We start from the raw sequence: 16841 nt of genomic DNA, 5'->3' as shown, positions 1-16841 counted from the left end.
AGGAGAACGATCATGGGTCGTCTAGCGCTGTTTTTACTTACTGCCTGCCTGAGCATTACCACCATGGCCGCCGATGTCATCAAGGGCGAGCGCAAGGAAACCTTTGGCGATGTGACGGTGCACTACAACACCTTCAACTCCACCTTCCTGACGCCGGAGATCGCCAAAGCGGCCGAGCTGACCCGCAGCAAGAATCAGGGCGTGATCAACGTCTCGATACTGAAGGAAGGCAAACCACAGACGGCTCAGGTCAGCGGCACGGTCAAAGACCTGACCAGCCAAAGCATCCCGCTGAAGTTCAAACAGATCACTGAAACAGGCGCGGTATACTACATCGCCCAGTTCCCGGTGGATCAGCAGGAAATCCGCACCTTCGACATCAAGGTGCAGACCGGCGACAAAACCAACACCATCAGTTTCCAACAAGAGCTTTTCCCTGGCCAATGATGAATTTCACGCAACTCGTACTGGCCAGCCATAACGCCGGCAAACTCAAGGAACTCCAGGCCATGCTCGGCGAATCGGTGCACTTGCGCTCGATCGGCGAGTTCAGCAGCGTCGAACCTGAAGAAACCGGCCTGTCGTTCGTCGAGAACGCCATTCTCAAGGCCCGCAACGCCTCGCGCATTTCCGGTCTGCCGGCCTTGGCCGACGATTCGGGGCTGGCAGTGGATTTCCTTGGCGGTGCGCCGGGCATCTATTCGGCCCGCTACGCTGACGGTAAAGGCGATGCGGCGAACAACGCCAAACTGCTCGACGTCTTGAAAGACGTGCCCGAAGCCGAGCGCGGTGCGCAGTTCGTCTGTGTGCTGGCGCTGGTGCGTCATGCCGACGATCCGTTGCCGATCCTCTGCGAAGGCCTGTGGCACGGGCGCATCCTGACCCAGGCCAGCGGTGAGCATGGTTTTGGCTACGATCCGCTGTTCTGGGTGCCCGAGCGCGAATGCTCCAGCGCCCAACTGAGCCCGAGCGACAAGAACCTCATCAGCCACCGCGCCCGTGCAATGGATCTGCTGCGCCAGCGTCTGGGCCTGAAATGACCCATGACTCGTCCGCGTCGCCGCTGATCTTCGGCGGCGCCGCACAATCGCCTCGAGCGGCCCTGCCCGTGTTGCCGCCCCTGGCGTTGTACATCCACATCCCGTGGTGTGTACGCAAATGCCCTTATTGCGACTTCAACTCCCACACCGCCAGCCCCGTGCTGCCGGAAGAAGAATATGTCGACGCCCTGCTGGCCGACCTCGATCAAGACCTGCATGCGGTCTATGGTCGCGAGCTGAGTTCGATCTTCTTCGGTGGCGGTACGCCGAGCCTGTTCAGCGCCGAGGCTCTGGGCCGTTTGCTCAAGGGCGTCGAGCAACGAATTCCGTTTGCCAGCGACATTGAAATCACCCTGGAAGCCAACCCGGGAACGTTCGAGCAGGAGAAATTCCGCGCCTACCGGGCACTGGGCATCAATCGCCTGTCGATCGGCATCCAGAGCTTTCAGGAAGAGAAACTCAAGGCCCTGGGGCGGATTCACAACGGCGATGAAGCCGTGCGTGCCGCCGGCATGGCCCGTCAGGCCGGCTTCGACAACTTCAATCTGGACCTGATGCACGGTTTGCCCGATCAGTCCCTGGACGATGCCCTGAACGACCTGCGCCAGGCCATTGCCCTGAAGCCGACGCACCTGTCCTGGTATCAACTGACGCTGGAACCGAACACGGTGTTCTGGAACCAGCCGCCGACGCTGCCGGAAGACGACACCCTGTGGGATATTCAGGAGGCCGGTCAGGCACTGTTGGCCGAACACGGTTACGCGCAATACGAAGTCTCGGCCTATGCCCAGCCCGGTCGTCCGGCACGGCATAACCTCAATTACTGGAGTTTCGGCGACTTCATCGGCATCGGCGCCGGCGCCCACGGCAAGCTCAGCCATCCGGACGGGCGCATCGTGCGCACCTGGAAGACCCGCCTGCCGAAGGACTATCTCAACCCAACCAAAAGCTTCCAGGCCGGCGAGAAAGCCCTGACCAACGAAGAACTGCCGTTCGAGTTCCTGATGAACGCCTTGCGCCTGACCGAGGGCGTCGAAGCGCGGTTGTATCCAGAGCGCACCGGGCTGCCCCTGGAAAGCCTCGCCGAAGGCCGTCGCGAGGCCGAACAAAGTGGCTTGTTGCAGGTCGAACCGTCACGTCTGGCGGCCACGCTGCGCGGACAACTCTTTCTCAATGACTTGCTGCAGAATTTTCTGACATAAGGAAATCGAATGGATCTGGTACTCGACCTGCTCGCCACCGTGTCCCGCTGGAGCCGTAGCAACCTGTCGGAAATCTCGCTGGCGCTGGTGGGCTGCTTGCTGGTGCTGTTTGGCGCCGACATCAAGGGCTGGGTCGACCAACGCCTGGGCAGCATCGCCGGCGCCTTGCGCGTCCCGCTGATGGCCCTGCTGTGCATGGTCGGCAGCGGCGTGGCGCTGATCTATGCGACGCCATGGATCATCAAAGGCCTGAGCCAGTTCAACAACTACAGCCTGGCACCGGTGTTGTTGGTGGTGTTGGTATTGATTGGCGTCGTAGCCGACCGCCGCTGAATTCAGCTACAACCGAAAACAACTGTGGGAGCGAGCTTGCTCGCGATGAGGCCATAACATTCAACATCTCAGTTGACTGTCAGGCCGCCATCGCGAGCAAGCTCGCTCCCACAGTTTTTACTGCGTCACGGTTTAGGACTGTTTTTCGAACTTCAAATCCCACACGCCATGCCCAAGACGTTCGCCGCGGCGTTCGAACTTGGTGATCGGGCGTTCGGTCGGGCGCGGGACGCATTTGCCGTCTTCGGCCAGGTTGCGATAACCCGGCGCGACGTTCATCACTTCCAGCATGTACTCGGCATATGGTTCCCAGTCGGTGGCCATGTGCAACACTCCGCCGACCTTCAACTTGCTGCGCACCAGCTCAGCGAACGACGCCTGAACGATACGACGCTTGTGGTGACGGCTCTTGTGCCACGGATCCGGGAAAAACAGCATCAAGCGATCGAGGCTGTTGTCGGCAATGCAACGGTTGAGCACTTCGATCGCATCGCAATCGTAGACGCGCAGGTTGGTCAGGCCCTGAGTCAGCACGCCATTGAGCAGCGCACCGACACCCGGACGGTGAACCTCAACGCCAATGAAATCCTGCTCCGGCGAGGCTGCGGCCATTTCCAGCAGCGAATGGCCCATGCCGAAACCGATTTCCAGCGAGCGCGGTGCCGAACGACCGAACACCTGATCGAAGTCCACCGGCGCATCGGCCAGAGGCAACACGAACAGCGGCGTGCCCTGCTCCAGACCTTTTTGCTGGCCTTCGGTCATGCGCCCGGCGCGCATCACGAAACTCTTGATGCGGCGGTGTTGGCGCTCTTCGCCTTCTTCCGGCTGGATAGGCGTTTCGTTTGATTCAGTCATCAATGGCTCTTACTTGATCAGACCATCCAGCGGCGAGGAGGCGCTGGCATAGAGTTTTTTCGGCATGCGGCCGGCGAGGTAGGCCAAGCGACCTGCCACGATGGCGTGTTTCATGGCTTCAGCCATCATGATCGGCTGCTGGGCATGGGCGATGGCCGAGTTCATCAGCACCGCTTCGCAACCCAGCTCCATGGCGATGGTGGCGTCGGAGGCGGTACCGACACCGGCATCCACCAACACCGGGATCTTGGCTTCTTCGAGGATGATCTGCAGGTTGTACGGGTTGCAGATCCCCAGGCCCGTGCCGATCAAACCGGCCAGCGGCATGACCGCGATGCAGCCGATTTCCGCCAGTTGACGGGCAATGATCGGGTCATCGCTGGTGTACACCATCACGTCGAAACCTTCCTTGACCAGCACTTCGGCGGCCTTGAGGGTTTCGATCACGTTGGGGAACAGGGTTTTCTGGTCTGCCAGCACTTCCAGCTTCACCAGGTTGTGGCCGCCGAGCAGCTCACGGGCCAGGCGGCAGGTGCGCACAGCCTCGGTAGCGTCGAAGCAGCCGGCGGTGTTAGGCAGGAAGGTGTAGCGTTCCGGCGACAGGACTTCGAGCAGGTTCGGTTCGCCCGGGTTCTGGCCGAGGTTGGTGCGGCGCACGGCGAAGGTGACGATCTCGGCGCCGGAGGCTTCGATGGCCAGGCGGGTTTCTTCCATGTCGCGGTACTTGCCGGTGCCTACCAGCAAACGCGACTGGTAAGTACGACCGGCCAGGACGAAGGGCTTGTCGCTACGAACGATGCTCATGGGAAATCCTCTGTAGGGGTGAGGTTCTTGCAGAATAATTCTGTGGCCGCTCGGGCCGGGCGACTAGCCGCCGCCGATGGCGTGCACCACTTCGACCGAATCACCGTCGTTCAATGTGGTTTCTGCGTGCTGGCTGCGCGGGACGATATCCAGATTGAGTTCGACCGCCACCCGGCGTCCGGTCAGTTCCAGACGGGTCAGCAGGGCCGCAACGGTTTCACCGTCGGGCAGTTCAAGGGATTCGCCGTTCAATTGAATGCGCATACCGAATGCCGCCATCATTTTTAGGGGCTGGCATTCTAGCCCGATCAGTCAGGCCGACCCAAGCCATTCGTCACGAAATGGACCGCGTGGTCAGCTCAACCGCCAGGCGGCAAGTCCCAGGCAAACCCAGCCGACCAGGAACGCCAGGCCACCGAAGGGCGTAACGATCCCGAGCTTGCTGATGCCCGTTATCGTCAGCAGGTACAGGCTGCCGGAAAACAACAGAATGCCGATAGCAAATGATGCGCCGGCCCAAGTCATCAGTCGACCGGGCATTTGCGTGGCAAGCAGCGCTACACCCAGCAGCGCCAGGGTGTGCACCAATTGATAGGTGACGCCCGTATGGAAAATCGCCAGGTACTCGGCGCTCAGGCGGCTTTTCAGGCCATGGGCGGCGAATGCGCCCAAGGCAACACCGGTGAAGCCGAAAAAAGCAGCCAGCATCAGGAAGCCACGCAACATGAAGAACTCCAGTCAGACTCGATCAACAGGGTCTGTATAATGGCCGGCTCAACGGGTTCGGCCAAGCCATCTCTATGCTGCGTTTAATTTTCCGTCGTTTCACGAAGGCCCTGCTCTGGTTCGCGGGCGGCAGCGTATTGCTGGTGTTGCTGTTTCGGGTGGTGCCGCCACCGGGAACGGCGCTGATGGTCGAGCGCAAAGTCGAATCCTGGTTCGACGGCGAACCCATCGACGTGCAACGCACCTGGAAACCCTGGGATGAAATCTCCGATGACCTGAAGGTTGCGGTGATTGCTGGTGAAGATCAGAAGTTTCCCGAGCATTGGGGCTTTGATATCGGCGCGATTCAGGCGGCGTTTGCGCATAACGAGCGCGGTGGTTCGATTCGTGGCGCCAGCACCCTGAGCCAGCAAGTGTCGAAGAACTTGTTTCTGTGGTCTGGCCGCAGCTGGCTACGCAAAGGCCTGGAGGTCTGGTTTACCGGGCTGATCGAGGTGTTCTGGCCCAAGCAGCGGATTCTTGAGGTGTACCTCAACAGCGTCGAGTGGGATGAAGGCGTGTTCGGCGCCGAAGCGGCGGCCCGGCATCACTTTGGTGTGGGCGCTCGCTCGATATCCCGACAGCAGGCGAGTTTGCTGGCCGCGGTACTGCCGAACCCACGGGTGTGGAGCGCCAGCCATCCAACCTCTTACGTTGCAAGACGCGCCGGGTGGATTCGCCAGCAGATGAGTCAGTTGGGCGGGGACAGTTATCTGCTCGGCCTCAACGATTCGCGCCGGGCGCCTTGGTCTCAATAGTCGAACACTACTTTCTAAACACTGAAGATCCCTGTGGGAGCGGGCTTGCCCGCGAAGGCGTTGTGTCAGTCAACACAACAGTCACAGACACACCGCTATCGCGGGCAAGCCCGCTCCCACAGGGACCAAGGTGAAGTTGGAAATTCAACACACACAAAAACGCCCCGTTCAATAATGATCGGGGCGTTTTTTATTGCCGGTGCGCAGGTTATGCGGCGATCGACAACTTGAGCTTGTTCATCGCGCTCTTCTCGAGCTGACGAATACGCTCGGCCGACACGTTGTACTTCTGCGCCAGGTCGTGCAGCGTAGCTTTTTCTTCTGCCAGCCAGCGCTGGTAGAGGATGTCGCGGCTGCGGTCGTCCAGCACTTCAAGCGCTTCGTGCAGGTTGTGGTTCGAGTTGTCGCTCCAGTCAGCATCTTCCAGTTGACGGGCCGGATCGTACCGGTGGTCTTCCAGATAGTTGGCAGGCGACTGGAATGCACTGTCGTCGTCCGCTTCCGCAGCCGGGTCGAAAGCCATGTCATGGCCGGTCAGGCGACTTTCCATCTCGCGCACTTCCCGCGGCTCTACGCCGAGGCTTTCCGCCACGCGATGGACTTCCTCGTTGTTCAGCCAGGCCAGACGTTTCTTCTGGCTGCGCAGGTTGAAGAACAACTTGCGCTGAGCCTTGGTGGTCGCGACTTTCACGATCCGCCAGTTGCGCAGGATGAACTCGTGGATTTCCGCCTTGATCCAGTGCACCGCAAAGGACACCAGGCGTACACCCATTTCCGGGTTGAAACGCTTGACCGCTTTCATCAGGCCGACGTTGCCTTCCTGGATCAGGTCAGCCTGGGCCAGGCCGTAGCCGGAATAGCTACGGGCAATGTGTACGACAAAACGCAGGTGGGCGAGCACCATCTGCCGAGCCGCCCCCAAATCCTGCTCATAATAGAGACTCTCGGCCAGTTCACGCTCCTGCTCCGGCGTCAGCAATGGAATGCTGTTCACCGTGTGCACATAGGCCTCCAGGTTCGCACCCGGGACCAGAGCATATGCAGGCTGCAAAGAATTGGTCATACGAAAAAACCTCCGACTTACATAACTCGTGCAGTTCAGCACTGCGAAAATTGACCGGAAACCAAAAGGCAAGTTCCCATAAACGCTGAAAGGTCAATACGAGCAAAATGATATTACTTTGGCGCAAGCTCCCGCAGGTGGCGTGCGACTGCAATCCATGCACCGATATACCCCAACAGCACCGCGCCAAGCAAGAGCGATAGACCATCGGCAACTGGCACTCCGGCCAGCGCAAAATCACTGCCGTACAAACCGGCCAGTCCAACCACCGCGTCGTTCAGCCAGTTCAGGCCGAACGCCAATACACCCCAGGAAAGAATCCCCGCACCAAAGCCATAAAGCGCGCCCATATACAGAAAGGGCCTGCGCACATAGCTGTCAGTGCCGCCGACGAGTTTAATCACTTCTATCTCTGTGCGGCGGTTTTCAATATGAAGACGAATGGTATTGCCTATCACCAAAAGTAATGCAGAAACCAAAAGCACGGTCAGACCGAAGACAAAACGGTCGCCCAGCTTGAGGATGGCTGCCAGACGCTCGACCCAGACTAGATCAAGTTGCGCCTGTTGTACCTTCGGCAATTCGGAAAGTTTTTGTCTCAATGCTTCAAGCGCGGGCTTGTCGACCTCGTTCGGGGTCACCAAGACCACGCCCGGCAGCGGGTTTTCCGGGAGTTCCTTGAGCGCTTCGCCCAGCCCGGACTGCTGCTGGAACTCTTCCAGTGCCTGATCGCGACCCACGTATTCGGCCTCGGCCACGCCCGGCATGCCCTTGATCTGCTCACGCAACGACTCGCCCTGTTCGGGGCTGGCATCGAGTTGCAGGTACAGGGAAATCTGCGCCGCACGCTGCCAGGAACCGCCGAGACGCTCGACGTTACTTAGCAGAAGTGACAGGCCCATCGGCAAACTGAGGGCAACCGCCATCACCATGCAGGTAAAAAAGCTGCCGATCGGGTGTTTGCCCAAGCGGCGCAAGCTGTCCAGCAGACTGGCACGATGGCTTTCGACCCAGGCGCGGAACAGCGTAGAGAAATCCGGGCCATCGTCATCGTCGCGCTTTTTCTTCTGCTGCTGCGGTTGCGGATCGGCGGCCTTCGGGGCCACGCGCTCGGAAACCTTGGGGCTACGTGTTGCACTCATACGCCAGCCTCCCCGTCGCCGATCAATCGGCCACGCTGCAGGGTCAGCATGCGATGACGCATGCGGGCAATCAGTGCCAGGTCGTGACTGGCGATCAGCACACTGGTACCCAGACGGTTGATGTCTTCGAACACGCCCATGATTTCTGCCGCCAGACGCGGGTCGAGGTTACCGGTGGGTTCGTCCGCCAGCAGCAAGGCCGGACGGTGAACGATGGCGCGAGCAATGCCGACGCGCTGTTGCTGACCAGTGGACAGGTCGCCGGGGTAGAGATCGGTTTTGTCCGAGAGCGCCACGCGCTCCAGGGCCGAGTCCACGCGCTTGGCGACTTCGGCCTTGGACAGGCCAAGGATCTGCAGCGGCAACGCGACGTTGTTGAACACCGTGCGATCGAACAGCAACTGGTGATTCTGGAACACCACGCCGATTTGCCGGCGCAGGAATGGAATCTGCGCATTGCTGATGGTGCTCAGGTCTTGCCCTGCCAGCAGCAATTTACCGGTGGTCGGACGTTCCATGGCCAACAACAGCCGCAACAAGGTGCTTTTACCGGCGCCGGAATGGCCAGTGACAAACAAGAATTCGCCCCGACGGACTCGAAAGCTCAGCTCATGCAAGCCGACGTGACCATTCGGGTAGCGTTTACCGACCTGTTCGAAACGAATCATGAACGCTCCCGCTCGGCAAACAATGCCTGGACAAAGGGTTCTGCTTCAAAAGTACGCAAATCATCGATGCCTTCGCCGACGCCGATATAGCGAATCGGCAAGCCAAACTGCTTGGCCAGGGCGAAAATCACCCCACCCTTGGCGGTGCCATCGAGTTTGGTCAGCGCCAGGCCGGTCAGTTCGACGGTCTGGTTGAATTGCTTGGCCTGGTTGATGGCGTTCTGGCCGGTACCGGCGTCGAGCACCAACAGCACTTCGTGCGGCGCATCGGCGTCGAGCTTGCCGATCACCCGGCGAACCTTTTTCAGTTCTTCCATCAGGTTGTCTTTGGTGTGCAAACGACCGGCGGTGTCGGCGATCAGCACGTCAATCCCACGGGCCTTGGCGGCTTGCACGGCATCGAAGATGACCGAAGCCGAATCGGCGCCGGTGTGCTGGGCGATCACCGGAATCTTGTTGCGCTCGCCCCAGACCTGCAATTGCTCCACCGCTGCGGCGCGGAAGGTGTCACCGGCGGCGAGCATGACTTTCTTGCCTTCCAGTTGCAGCTTCTTCGCCAGTTTGCCGATGGTGGTGGTCTTGCCGGCGCCGTTGACGCCTACCACCAGAATCACGAATGGCTTGTTCTGGGAGGTGATTTTCAGTGGCTGTTCGACGGGTTTGAGCATCGCCGCCAGCTCGGCTTGCAAGGATTTGTACAACGCATCGGCATCGGCCAGTTCTTTGCGGGCGACTTTCTGGGTCAGGCGCTGAATGATCACCGAGGTCGCTTCGACGCCGACATCGGCGGTCAGCAGACGGGTTTCGATGTCTTCGAGCAACTCGTCATCGATGATTTTCTTGCCGAGGAACAGGCTGGCCATGCCCTCGCCAATGCTGGCGCTGGTCTTGGACAAGCCTTGTTTGAGACGGGCGAAGAAACCGGCCTTGGTCTCCTCGGTACGCACAGGCTCGACCGGAGTTTCAACGGGAGCAACGGGCGTGGTGGCGACAGGAGCGATAACCGGTGCAGGTGCAGGTGCAGGTGCAGGCGCTTGAACAATCGGAGCAACCGGAGCAGGAGCAACAAATACCGGCACTACAGGTTCTGGAACAACCGGTGCAGGCTCAGCCACGAACACAGGTTCAACGACCGGCTCAACCACTGGCGCCTGAACCGGCTCAGGAGCAAACGCGGTCGGGGCCGGAATCGGCGGCGTGATGTGAGCCGCTTGCTCATCTTCGACCAACGCCACCGGCTCTTCCGCCACCGGCAACGTCAGCCACGGCTCGGCGGCTGACGTCAGCGGCAACGGGGCCACGACTACGGTTTCAGGAACAGGAACAGGAACAGGCTCGACCGCGGATTGCAGCACCGGCTCGGCGATCGGCAGGGCAATCGGCGCGGGCACTTCTTCCATGACCGGCGCCGGTGTTGGCTCAGGAAGTGGTTGTGGCTGTTCGACAACGGGTTCCTGCGGCTTTTTGCGCAGCCATCCGAACAGGCTTTTTTTCTCGCCAGCCGCAGCTGGGGTCTTCTTGTCGTCGTTGGAACCAAACATGGAGGACGGCTATCTCACGGTAGCGACGCGCCAAAGGGCGCCTCGGCAATAAATAATTCGATGCAGAACAGACTGCGATTCATCCAGCTTGTTCACGCGCAACATTTTGTCGAGGTACCAACGGCACCTCAAAGGTTGATTAATACGAAGGACTGGAACGGCATCGTCGGCGAAAACGCAGAGTTTAGCTGACAAACTCAAAGCCCAAGCCGCAAACCCAAACAACCTACTGACCGATCAAAGGCCTGATAGGCGTGGCCGCCAGTAAAACGGATCAGTATCCTAGCACCTCCTCGCCCGCCTAGGCTAAGACCAAGCGGGCAGCCCCAAAGGTTTAAAAACGAATGAATGCTCTAGCCCGCCGCGCTGCAGGCCTGCTGTTCAGCACAGTTTGTCTGCCCCTCTCGGCCCTGGCTGCCGATCCACAACCCACCCACGAATTCACCCTCGACAATGGCCTGAAGGTCGTCGTGCGTGAAGACCATCGTGCGCCGGTCGTCGTTTCCCAGGTCTGGTACAAGGTCGGCTCAAGCTATGAGACCCCGGGCCAGACCGGGCTGTCCCACGCACTGGAACACATGATGTTCAAGGGCAGCGAGAAAGTCGGCCCTGGCGAAGCGTCGCTGATCCTGCGCGACCTCGGTGCCGAAGAGAACGCCTTCACCAGCGACGACTTCACCGCGTATTACCAAGTGCTGGCCCGTGATCGTCTGGGCGTGGCCTTCGAGCTGGAAGCCGACCGCATGGCCAACCTGCGCCTGCCGGCCGACGAGTTCACCCGCGAGATCGAGGTGATCAAGGAAGAACGTCGCCTGCGCACCGACGACAAGCCGATGTCCAAGGCCTACGAGCGCTTCATGGCGATGGCCTACCCCGCCAGCGGTTATCACACGCCGACCATCGGCTGGATGGCGGACCTCGACCGCATGAAGGTCGAAGAACTGCGCCACTGGTATCAATCCTGGTACGTGCCGAACAACGCTACCCTGGTAGTGGTCGGTGACGTGACCCCGGATGAAGTCAAAGCCCTGGCCCAGCGTTACTTCGGCCCGATCGCCAAGCGCGACGTGCCACCCGCGAAAATCCCGCTGGAACTGGCCGAGCCCGGCGAACGGAAGATCACCCTGCATGTGCAGACCCAATTGCCGAGCCTGATGCTGGCTTTCAACGTGCCGAGCATCGCCACCGCCGAAGACAAGCGTTCGGTGAACGCTCTGCGCCTGATCTCCGCACTGCTCGACGGCGGCTACAGCGGCCGGATCCCGACGCAACTGGAACGCGGCGAAGAACTGGTGTCCGGCGGTTCGTCGAGCTACGACGCCTACACCCGTGGCGACAGCCTGTTCACTTTGTCGGCCACGCCGAACACCCAGAAGAAGAAAACCATGGCCCAGGCGGAAGCCGGCCTGTGGAAACTGCTCGAACAGCTGAAAACCACCGCGCCGTCCACCGAAGAGCTGGAGCGCGTGCGAGCGCAGGTCATTGCCGGTCTGGTCTACGAGCGCGACTCGATCACCAGCCAGGCCACCGCCATCGGCCAACTGGAAACCGTCGGGCTGTCCTGGAAACTGATGGACACCGAACTCGCCGACCTGGAAAGCGTGACCCCGCAAGACATCCAGAAGGCCGCCAAGCTGTATTTCACCCGCGCACGTCTCAGCGTCGCCCATGTACTGCCAGAGGAGACGACTCATGAGTGAGCGTAAAAAACCGCGCCTGGCCCTGATCGGCCTGATCGTCATTGCACTGCTCGGGTCTGCCGCCTTCTATTTGTCCAAGTCTGACGAAACCAGCGCCAGCGAAGCCCTCGACAAAGCCAAGGCAAGCCAGAAACTGCAATCGCTGGCCGAACTCGACGGCAAGGCCCCAAGCCATCGCTCTCTGAACGTGCAGACCTGGAACACCGCCGAAGGCGCCAAGGTGTTGTTCGTCGAAGCCCGTGAGCTGCCGATGTTCGATATGCGCCTGATCTTCGCCGCCGGCAGCAGCCAGGACGGCGATGCATCTGGCCTGGCACTGTTGACCAACGCCATGCTCAACGAAGGTGTGGCGGGCAAAGACGTCGGCGCTATCGCCCAAGGCTTCGAAGGCCTGGGGGCCGATTTCGGTAACGGCGCCTATAAAGACATGGCGATTGCCTCGCTGCGCAGTCTCAGTGCCGCGGACAAACGCGAGCCTGCCTTGAAGCTGTTCGCTGAAGTCGTCGGCAAACCGACCTTCCCCGCCGACTCGTTTGCCCGCATCAAGAACCAGATGCTGGCCGGCTTCGAATACCAGAAACAGAACCCCGGCAAACTCGCCAGCCTGGAGCTGATGAACCGCTTGTATGGCGATCATCCATACGCGCATTCCAGCGATGGCACGGCGAAAAGCATTCCGCCGATCACCTTGGCGCAATTGCGGGCCTTCCATCAGAAAGCCTACGCGGCTGGCAACGTGGTCATTGCGCTGGTGGGCGATTTGTCGCGCGCCGAGGCCGAGGCGGTTGCCGCACAAGTGTCCGCCGATCTGCCCAAAGGGCCGGCCCTGGCGAAAATCGAACAACCGACCGACCCCAAGTCCAGCATCGGCCACATCGAGTTTCCGTCCAAGCAGACCAACCTGATGATCGCGCAACTGGGCATCGACCGTGACGATCCGGATTACGCAGCGTTGTCGCTGGGCAATCAGATCCTTGGCGGCGGTGGCTTCGGCACCCGGTTGATGAGCGAAGTGCGCGAGAAGCGTGGCCTGGCTTACGGCGTGTATTCGGGTTTCAGCCCGATGCAGGTTCGCGGCCCGTTCATGATCAACCTGCAAACCCGCGCCGAGATGAGCGAAGGCACGCTGAAACTGGTGCAGGACGTGCTCGCCGACTACCTTAAAACCGGCCCCACCGAGAAAGAGCTCGACGATGCCAAGCGTGAACTGGCCGGCAGCTTTCCGCTGTCCACCGCCAGCAACGCCGATATCGTCGGGCAACTCGGCGCCATGGGTTTTTACAACTTGCCGCTGAGCTACCTGGAAGACTTCATGCAGCAGTCCCAGAGCCTGACCGTCGAGCAAGTCAAAGCCGCATTGAACAAACACCTGAGCACGGACAAACTGGTCATCGTCAGCGCTGGCCCGACCGTGCCACAAAAGCCGTTGCCGGCCCCTACTGATAAACCTGCCGAGCAACCGCTCGGGGTTCCGGAGCATTAATGGCCCGTCCAAAAAAACCTGTTCACAACGTGCATAACGGTGTGAATCAATTGCGCATCATCGGCGGCGAATGGGGCAGCCGAAAGCTGAGCTTCCCCGATGCGCCAGGCTTGCGCCCAACACCGGACCGAGTCCGTGAAACCCTGTTCAACTGGCTCGCGCCTTATGTCGCCGGGGCCAAGGTGCTCGACCCCTTTGCCGGTAGCGGCGCATTGTTTCTCGAGGCTTTGTCCCGTGGTGCAGCAATGGGCCAGGCGCTGGATGCCAGCAACATTGCAGTCGCGAGCATCAAGGAACATCTGGGCACCCTGCGCTGCACCACCGGCCAGGTACAGACTGCCGACGCCTTGCGCTATCTGGAAACCCAACCGGCAACGGCATTCGATCTGGTGTTTCTCGACCCGCCGTTTAATCAGAATCTGTTGCCGGCCGTTTGCACGTTACTCGAAGAGCGTCATTGGCTGAGTGACGATGCGTGGGTCTACACTGAAAGCGAAACGGCACCGTCGATGTTGGGTTTGCCAGAAAATTGGCGCCTGCATCGGGAGCAAAAATCCGGACGGGTGTATTACGCGTTGTGGCAACGTATGGCAGGGATCGCCGGTTAGTCCGGCCTGTAAAAACGGTGCGAAGCTCAGTCAGTTAACGCTGCGGGTAAGCACCGCTGCATCGAGAGCAATCGTGTCCCATCTGCCAGAACGCTTCACCCCCGCCTTCACGCCCGCCTACGGCTTGGGCAATCCGCACTTACAAACCCTGTGGGGACCGCTATGGCGCAAAACCACGCATATCAACCGCGAGCGCGAACGTTTGTGGCTCGAAGACGGCGACTTTCTTGACCTGGACTGGCACGCCCCCCATAGCGCGAATGCGCCACTGGTGCTGGTGTTGCACGGCCTGACCGGCTCATCGAATTCGCCTTATGTGGCCGGGATGCAAAAGGCGCTGGGCGCCCAGGGTTGGGCCAGCGTCGCGCTGAACTGGCGAGGCTGCTCCGGCGAGCCCAATCTGTTGCCACGCAGTTACCATTCCGGGGCCAGTGAAGACCTGGCGGAAACCATCAAACACCTGCGAAACCAACGCCCCCTTGCACCGCTGTATGCGGTCGGTTATTCCATGGGCGGTAACGTGTTGCTCAAACATCTGGGCGAAACCGGCAGCAACAGCGGTGTGCTAGGCGCCGTTGCAGTGTCGGTGCCGTTTCGCCTCGATCACTGCGCCGATCGTATCAGCCAGGGGTTTTCCAAATTCTATCAAGCGCATTTCATGCGAGAGATGGTCGCCTACATCAAGAACAAGCAGCGCAGGTTCCAGCATGAAGGGCATCAGGATGGCCTGGCGGCATTGGAGGCGCTGGGCTCACTGGAGAATATGCGCACCTTCTGGGATTTCGATGGCCGGGTGACCGCACCGCTGAATGGTTTCGCCGATGCCGCGGATTATTATCGCCGCGCGTCGAGTCGTTATTTCCTCGGAGAGATTCGCACACCGACCCTGATTATCCAGGCGGCCGATGACCCGTTTGTCTTTCCTCATAGCCTGCCGCAAGCCGACGAGTTGTCTGCCTGCACGCAATTCGAGTTGCAGGCCAAGGGCGGACATGTCGGCTTCGTCGAGGGCTCGTTCCGGCAACCGGGTTATTACCTGGAACGGCGCATTCCCCAATGGCTGGCCACCACAGGGCGCAAGTAACCCATGGATTCCGATCAGGGTGAGTCGATTCACTTCTGGCAAACGGCGCCGTTGGCCGGGGTCGAGTTGTTGTCCGCGCGCTACATCGAACACCGCTTCGCCCCCCACGTGCATGACGGCTATGTGATCGGGATGATCATGGCCGGCGCCCAACGTTATCGCTATCGAGGTGCCGAGCATCTGGCGGGCAGCGGCACGCTGGTGCTGATCAATCCGGATGAACTTCACACCGGCCACAAAGGTACGCAAGACGGTTGGTTGTACCGGGCGTTTTATCCCGACAGCGGGCAGATTCTTTCACTGCTGGACGAGCTCGAACTGCCGACCGATATCTTGCCGGCGTTTGGCGCCACGTTGTATCGCGATCCGGATCTGGTGAAGGGATTCTGCCAACTGCATTGTTTGCTGGAGAGTCCGTCCACGGCGCTGCAGCAGCAAACGGTCTGGCGGGAAATGATGCTGTCGCTGTTACAACGTCACGCAGCCGTTCCGATCGCCAGCAAACCCGGCAAGGAACACCGGGCGGTGGCCCTGGCCAAGGAACTGCTGCAATCACGCTTGGCGGCGCCGCCCTCGCTGGAAGAACTGGCGGCGACGGTGAACCTGTCGCCCTTCCACTTCGCCCGAGTATTCCGCAGAGCCACCGGCATGCCGCCACACACCTGGTTGATGCAGCAACGCATCGCTCGGGCACGGTCACTGTTGCAGGGCGGCTGCCTGCCGCTGGAGGTCGCGACGCAGCTGGGTTTTGCCGATCAAAGCCATCTGAGCCGGCAATTCAAACAGGTTTACGGCGTAGGACCGGGGGCGTATCGCAGTGCGCGGCAGCTACCCGGTTATGGATGACGAAGATCCAAATGTGGGAGCAGGCTTGCTCGCTCCCACAATGGATTGGGGATTACTCGCCCTTGGCGACGCCTCGCGCAGGATCGTTGATCCACTCGCTCCACGACCCGGCATACAACGCCCCCAACGGATAACCCGCCAGGCACAGGGCGAACAGGTTGTGGCAGGCGGTCACACCGGAACCGCAATACGCGACCAACTCCGTCGGTGAACGATCACCGAGCTTCGCGGCAAACCGCTGCTTGAGCTGTTCGGCCGGCAGGAACCGTCCGTCGCTGCCCAGGTTATCGGTGAACGCGGCACATTGTGCACCGGGGATGTGCCCGGCAACCGGATCGATCGGTTCCACTTCGCCCTTGAAGCGCGGCAAGCCACGGGCGTCGAGCAAGGTCAGCGCAGGCTGGGCGAGACGTTGCTGGAGTTGTTCGGCGCTGAGCACCAACGAAGCATCCGGCGTCCCGGTGAAGGTGCCACGGGTAACCGACGGCGGATCAAGACTCAGGGGTAATCCGGCGGCGTGCCAGGCTTTCAGCCCGCCATCGAGAATAAACACACCATCGCGCTTGCCCAGCCACGCGAGCAACCACCAGGCCCGCGCCGCGTAGGCACCGGGACCGTCATCGTACAAAACCACTTCGCTGTCGGCGTTGATGCCCCAGGCTTGAAAGCGTTCGATCAAGTCGGCGGGGTCAGGCAATGGATGACGCCCGGTAACCCCCTTGACCACTGCACCGCTCAAATCACGCTCCAGGTCGGCAAAGCTCGATCCGGCAATATGCCCTTCGGCGTAGCTGCGCTGACCGTAATCAGGGTCTTCGAGGGCAAAACGACAATCCAGAATCACCAGCCCCGGCGCCTCCTTTTTCAGGTCCAACGCTTGCGGGCTGATCAGTTGCGCAATGGGCATAACGGGCTCCTGTGATGTTGTCTGTCTGGAATCCTACTG

The 16841-nt window shown here is 60.4% G+C and carries 20 protein-coding genes; 11 read left to right on the top strand and 9 right to left on the bottom strand.

The genetic code is table 11. From position 1 onward, the window contains the following. The first annotated feature begins 12 nt into the window (after positions 1–12). Genes ACZ3HH_RS09310 through ACZ3HH_RS09295 form a run of 4 tightly spaced genes read left to right on the top strand, consistent with a single transcriptional unit; the run spans position 13 to position 2575 of the window. A complete protein-coding gene (locus tag ACZ3HH_RS09310; RefSeq protein ID WP_123719694.1) occupies positions 13–447 on the top strand; it encodes a DUF4426 domain-containing protein in 435 nt (144 codons plus the stop codon). After that, positions 444–1040, top strand: coding sequence for an RdgB/HAM1 family non-canonical purine NTP pyrophosphatase (gene rdgB / locus ACZ3HH_RS09305; protein ID WP_465804155.1), 597 nt, complete (start codon positions 444–446; stop codon positions 1038–1040). Before ACZ3HH_RS09310 ends, rdgB begins: the two co-directional genes overlap by 4 nt. Beyond that, positions 1037–2242 (top strand): radical SAM family heme chaperone HemW, encoded by a 1206-nt coding sequence (hemW, locus tag ACZ3HH_RS09300; protein WP_465804154.1) that lies wholly within the window; start codon positions 1037–1039, stop codon positions 2240–2242. The genes rdgB and hemW overlap by 4 nt, the downstream gene beginning before the upstream one ends. A 9-nt stretch (positions 2243–2251) precedes the next feature. Then, on the top strand, positions 2252–2575 hold the full coding sequence (locus ACZ3HH_RS09295; RefSeq protein ID WP_007897907.1) for a DUF3392 domain-containing protein: 324 nt from the start codon (positions 2252–2254) through the stop codon (positions 2573–2575). A gap of 132 nt (positions 2576–2707) precedes the next feature. On the opposite strand, the gene trmB is transcribed toward ACZ3HH_RS09295, so the two are convergent. The 4 genes from trmB to ACZ3HH_RS09275 all read right to left on the bottom strand — a co-directional run bounded on the left by trmB (position 2708) and on the right by ACZ3HH_RS09275 (position 4963). Beyond that, on the bottom strand, positions 2708–3433 hold the full coding sequence (trmB, locus tag ACZ3HH_RS09290; RefSeq protein ID WP_033060486.1) for a tRNA (guanosine(46)-N7)-methyltransferase TrmB: 726 nt from the start codon (positions 3431–3433) through the stop codon (positions 2708–2710). A gap of 9 nt (positions 3434–3442) precedes the next feature. Further along, entirely contained in the window at positions 3443–4237 is a 795-nt protein-coding gene (locus ACZ3HH_RS09285; RefSeq protein ID WP_465804153.1) for a thiazole synthase, read from the bottom strand. Between the two features lie 63 nt (positions 4238–4300). Next, on the bottom strand, positions 4301–4501 hold the full coding sequence (gene thiS / locus ACZ3HH_RS09280) for a sulfur carrier protein ThiS (RefSeq protein WP_007897898.1): 201 nt from the start codon (positions 4499–4501) through the stop codon (positions 4301–4303). Between the two features lie 90 nt (positions 4502–4591). Then, positions 4592–4963: a DUF423 domain-containing protein gene (locus ACZ3HH_RS09275; protein WP_465804152.1), complete on the bottom strand. Its 372-nt coding sequence runs from the start codon at positions 4961–4963 to the stop codon at positions 4592–4594. A 74-nt stretch (positions 4964–5037) separates the two neighbouring features. On the opposite strand from ACZ3HH_RS09275, the gene mtgA reads away from it, so the two are divergent. Further along, on the top strand, positions 5038–5760 hold the full coding sequence (mtgA, locus tag ACZ3HH_RS09270; protein WP_465804151.1) for a monofunctional biosynthetic peptidoglycan transglycosylase: 723 nt from the start codon (positions 5038–5040) through the stop codon (positions 5758–5760). Positions 5761–5968: 208 nt separating this feature from the next. Here the strand turns inward: mtgA and rpoH are convergent, their stop codons facing one another. The 4 genes from rpoH to ftsY form a co-directional block, all read right to left on the bottom strand. Next, positions 5969–6823, bottom strand: coding sequence for an RNA polymerase sigma factor RpoH (gene rpoH / locus ACZ3HH_RS09265; protein ID WP_007897890.1), 855 nt, complete (start codon positions 6821–6823; stop codon positions 5969–5971). A 113-nt stretch (positions 6824–6936) separates the two neighbouring features. Next, a complete protein-coding gene (ftsX, locus tag ACZ3HH_RS09260; RefSeq protein ID WP_038980961.1) occupies positions 6937–7965 on the bottom strand; it encodes a permease-like cell division protein FtsX in 1029 nt (342 codons plus the stop codon). Continuing rightward, the gene (ftsE, locus tag ACZ3HH_RS09255) at positions 7962–8633 is read right to left on the bottom strand and encodes a cell division ATP-binding protein FtsE (protein WP_007897888.1); all 672 of its coding nucleotides are present in this window, start codon (positions 8631–8633) and stop codon (positions 7962–7964) included. Before ftsE ends, ftsX begins: the two co-directional genes overlap by 4 nt. Beyond that, positions 8630–10174 (bottom strand): signal recognition particle-docking protein FtsY, encoded by a 1545-nt coding sequence (ftsY, locus tag ACZ3HH_RS09250; protein WP_465804150.1) that lies wholly within the window; start codon positions 10172–10174, stop codon positions 8630–8632. Before ftsY ends, ftsE begins: the two co-directional genes overlap by 4 nt. On the opposite strand from ftsY, the gene ACZ3HH_RS09245 reads away from it, so the two are divergent. The 6 genes from ACZ3HH_RS09245 (at position 10064) to ACZ3HH_RS09220 (ending at position 15895) form a co-directional block, all read left to right on the top strand. Next, complete coding sequence (locus ACZ3HH_RS09245) at positions 10064–10366, top strand: hypothetical protein (RefSeq protein WP_465804344.1); 303 nt, start codon at positions 10064–10066, stop codon at positions 10364–10366. The two genes, ftsY and ACZ3HH_RS09245, sit on opposite strands and share 111 nt — an antisense overlap. 152 nt (positions 10367–10518) lie before the next feature. Beyond that, the gene (locus ACZ3HH_RS09240; protein WP_465804149.1) at positions 10519–11874 is read left to right on the top strand and encodes a M16 family metallopeptidase; all 1356 of its coding nucleotides are present in this window, start codon (positions 10519–10521) and stop codon (positions 11872–11874) included. Beyond that, positions 11867–13357, top strand: coding sequence for a M16 family metallopeptidase (locus ACZ3HH_RS09235; protein ID WP_465804148.1), 1491 nt, complete (start codon positions 11867–11869; stop codon positions 13355–13357). Before ACZ3HH_RS09240 ends, ACZ3HH_RS09235 begins: the two co-directional genes overlap by 8 nt. After that, positions 13357–13965 (top strand): 16S rRNA (guanine(966)-N(2))-methyltransferase RsmD, encoded by a 609-nt coding sequence (gene rsmD / locus ACZ3HH_RS09230; RefSeq protein WP_465804147.1) that lies wholly within the window; start codon positions 13357–13359, stop codon positions 13963–13965. The genes ACZ3HH_RS09235 and rsmD overlap by 1 nt, the downstream gene beginning before the upstream one ends. Before the next feature lie 73 nt (positions 13966–14038). Beyond that, the gene (locus ACZ3HH_RS09225; protein WP_465804146.1) at positions 14039–15049 is read left to right on the top strand and encodes a hydrolase; all 1011 of its coding nucleotides are present in this window, start codon (positions 14039–14041) and stop codon (positions 15047–15049) included. A gap of 3 nt (positions 15050–15052) precedes the next feature. Next, positions 15053–15895, top strand: coding sequence for a helix-turn-helix domain-containing protein (locus ACZ3HH_RS09220; RefSeq protein WP_465804145.1), 843 nt, complete (start codon positions 15053–15055; stop codon positions 15893–15895). A gap of 52 nt (positions 15896–15947) precedes the next feature. On the opposite strand, the gene ACZ3HH_RS09215 is transcribed toward ACZ3HH_RS09220, so the two are convergent. Next, positions 15948–16802, bottom strand: coding sequence for a sulfurtransferase (locus ACZ3HH_RS09215; protein ID WP_465804144.1), 855 nt, complete (start codon positions 16800–16802; stop codon positions 15948–15950). Positions 16803–16841 lie beyond the last annotated feature (39 nt).

Source organism: Pseudomonas sp. PME37.24/025, assembly GCF_055556615.1.
Note: the sequence above shows the minus strand (reverse complement) of the source record. Positions and strands in the feature narration are given on the sequence as shown.

What these genes read in the sequence shown, in the direction of transcription:
- trmB (WP_033060486.1), bottom strand. Translation starts at nt 3,433, where the DNA reads ATGACTGAATCAAACGAAACGCCTATCCAGCCGGAAGAAGGCGAAGAG.
- ACZ3HH_RS09215 (WP_465804144.1), bottom strand. Translation starts at nt 16,802, where the DNA reads ATGCCCATTGCGCAACTGATCAGCCCGCAAGCGTTGGACCTGAAAAAG.
- ftsY (WP_465804150.1), bottom strand. Translation starts at nt 10,174, where the DNA reads ATGTTTGGTTCCAACGACGACAAGAAGACCCCAGCTGCGGCTGGCGAG.
- ftsX (WP_038980961.1), bottom strand. Translation starts at nt 7,965, where the DNA reads ATGAGTGCAACACGTAGCCCCAAGGTTTCCGAGCGCGTGGCCCCGAAG.
- rdgB (WP_465804155.1), top strand. Translation starts at nt 444, where the DNA reads ATGATGAATTTCACGCAACTCGTACTGGCCAGCCATAACGCCGGCAAA.
- mtgA (WP_465804151.1), top strand. Translation starts at nt 5,038, where the DNA reads ATGCTGCGTTTAATTTTCCGTCGTTTCACGAAGGCCCTGCTCTGGTTC.
- ACZ3HH_RS09235 (WP_465804148.1), top strand. Translation starts at nt 11,867, where the DNA reads ATGAGTGAGCGTAAAAAACCGCGCCTGGCCCTGATCGGCCTGATCGTC.
- ACZ3HH_RS09275 (WP_465804152.1), bottom strand. Translation starts at nt 4,963, where the DNA reads ATGTTGCGTGGCTTCCTGATGCTGGCTGCTTTTTTCGGCTTCACCGGT.
- rpoH (WP_007897890.1), bottom strand. Translation starts at nt 6,823, where the DNA reads ATGACCAATTCTTTGCAGCCTGCATATGCTCTGGTCCCGGGTGCGAAC.
- hemW (WP_465804154.1), top strand. Translation starts at nt 1,037, where the DNA reads ATGACCCATGACTCGTCCGCGTCGCCGCTGATCTTCGGCGGCGCCGCA.
- ACZ3HH_RS09285 (WP_465804153.1), bottom strand. Translation starts at nt 4,237, where the DNA reads ATGAGCATCGTTCGTAGCGACAAGCCCTTCGTCCTGGCCGGTCGTACT.
- ACZ3HH_RS09310 (WP_123719694.1), top strand. Translation starts at nt 13, where the DNA reads ATGGGTCGTCTAGCGCTGTTTTTACTTACTGCCTGCCTGAGCATTACC.
- ftsE (WP_007897888.1), bottom strand. Translation starts at nt 8,633, where the DNA reads ATGATTCGTTTCGAACAGGTCGGTAAACGCTACCCGAATGGTCACGTC.
- ACZ3HH_RS09295 (WP_007897907.1), top strand. Translation starts at nt 2,252, where the DNA reads ATGGATCTGGTACTCGACCTGCTCGCCACCGTGTCCCGCTGGAGCCGT.
- ACZ3HH_RS09220 (WP_465804145.1), top strand. Translation starts at nt 15,053, where the DNA reads ATGGATTCCGATCAGGGTGAGTCGATTCACTTCTGGCAAACGGCGCCG.
- ACZ3HH_RS09240 (WP_465804149.1), top strand. Translation starts at nt 10,519, where the DNA reads ATGAATGCTCTAGCCCGCCGCGCTGCAGGCCTGCTGTTCAGCACAGTT.
- rsmD (WP_465804147.1), top strand. Translation starts at nt 13,357, where the DNA reads ATGGCCCGTCCAAAAAAACCTGTTCACAACGTGCATAACGGTGTGAAT.
- thiS (WP_007897898.1), bottom strand. Translation starts at nt 4,501, where the DNA reads ATGCGCATTCAATTGAACGGCGAATCCCTTGAACTGCCCGACGGTGAA.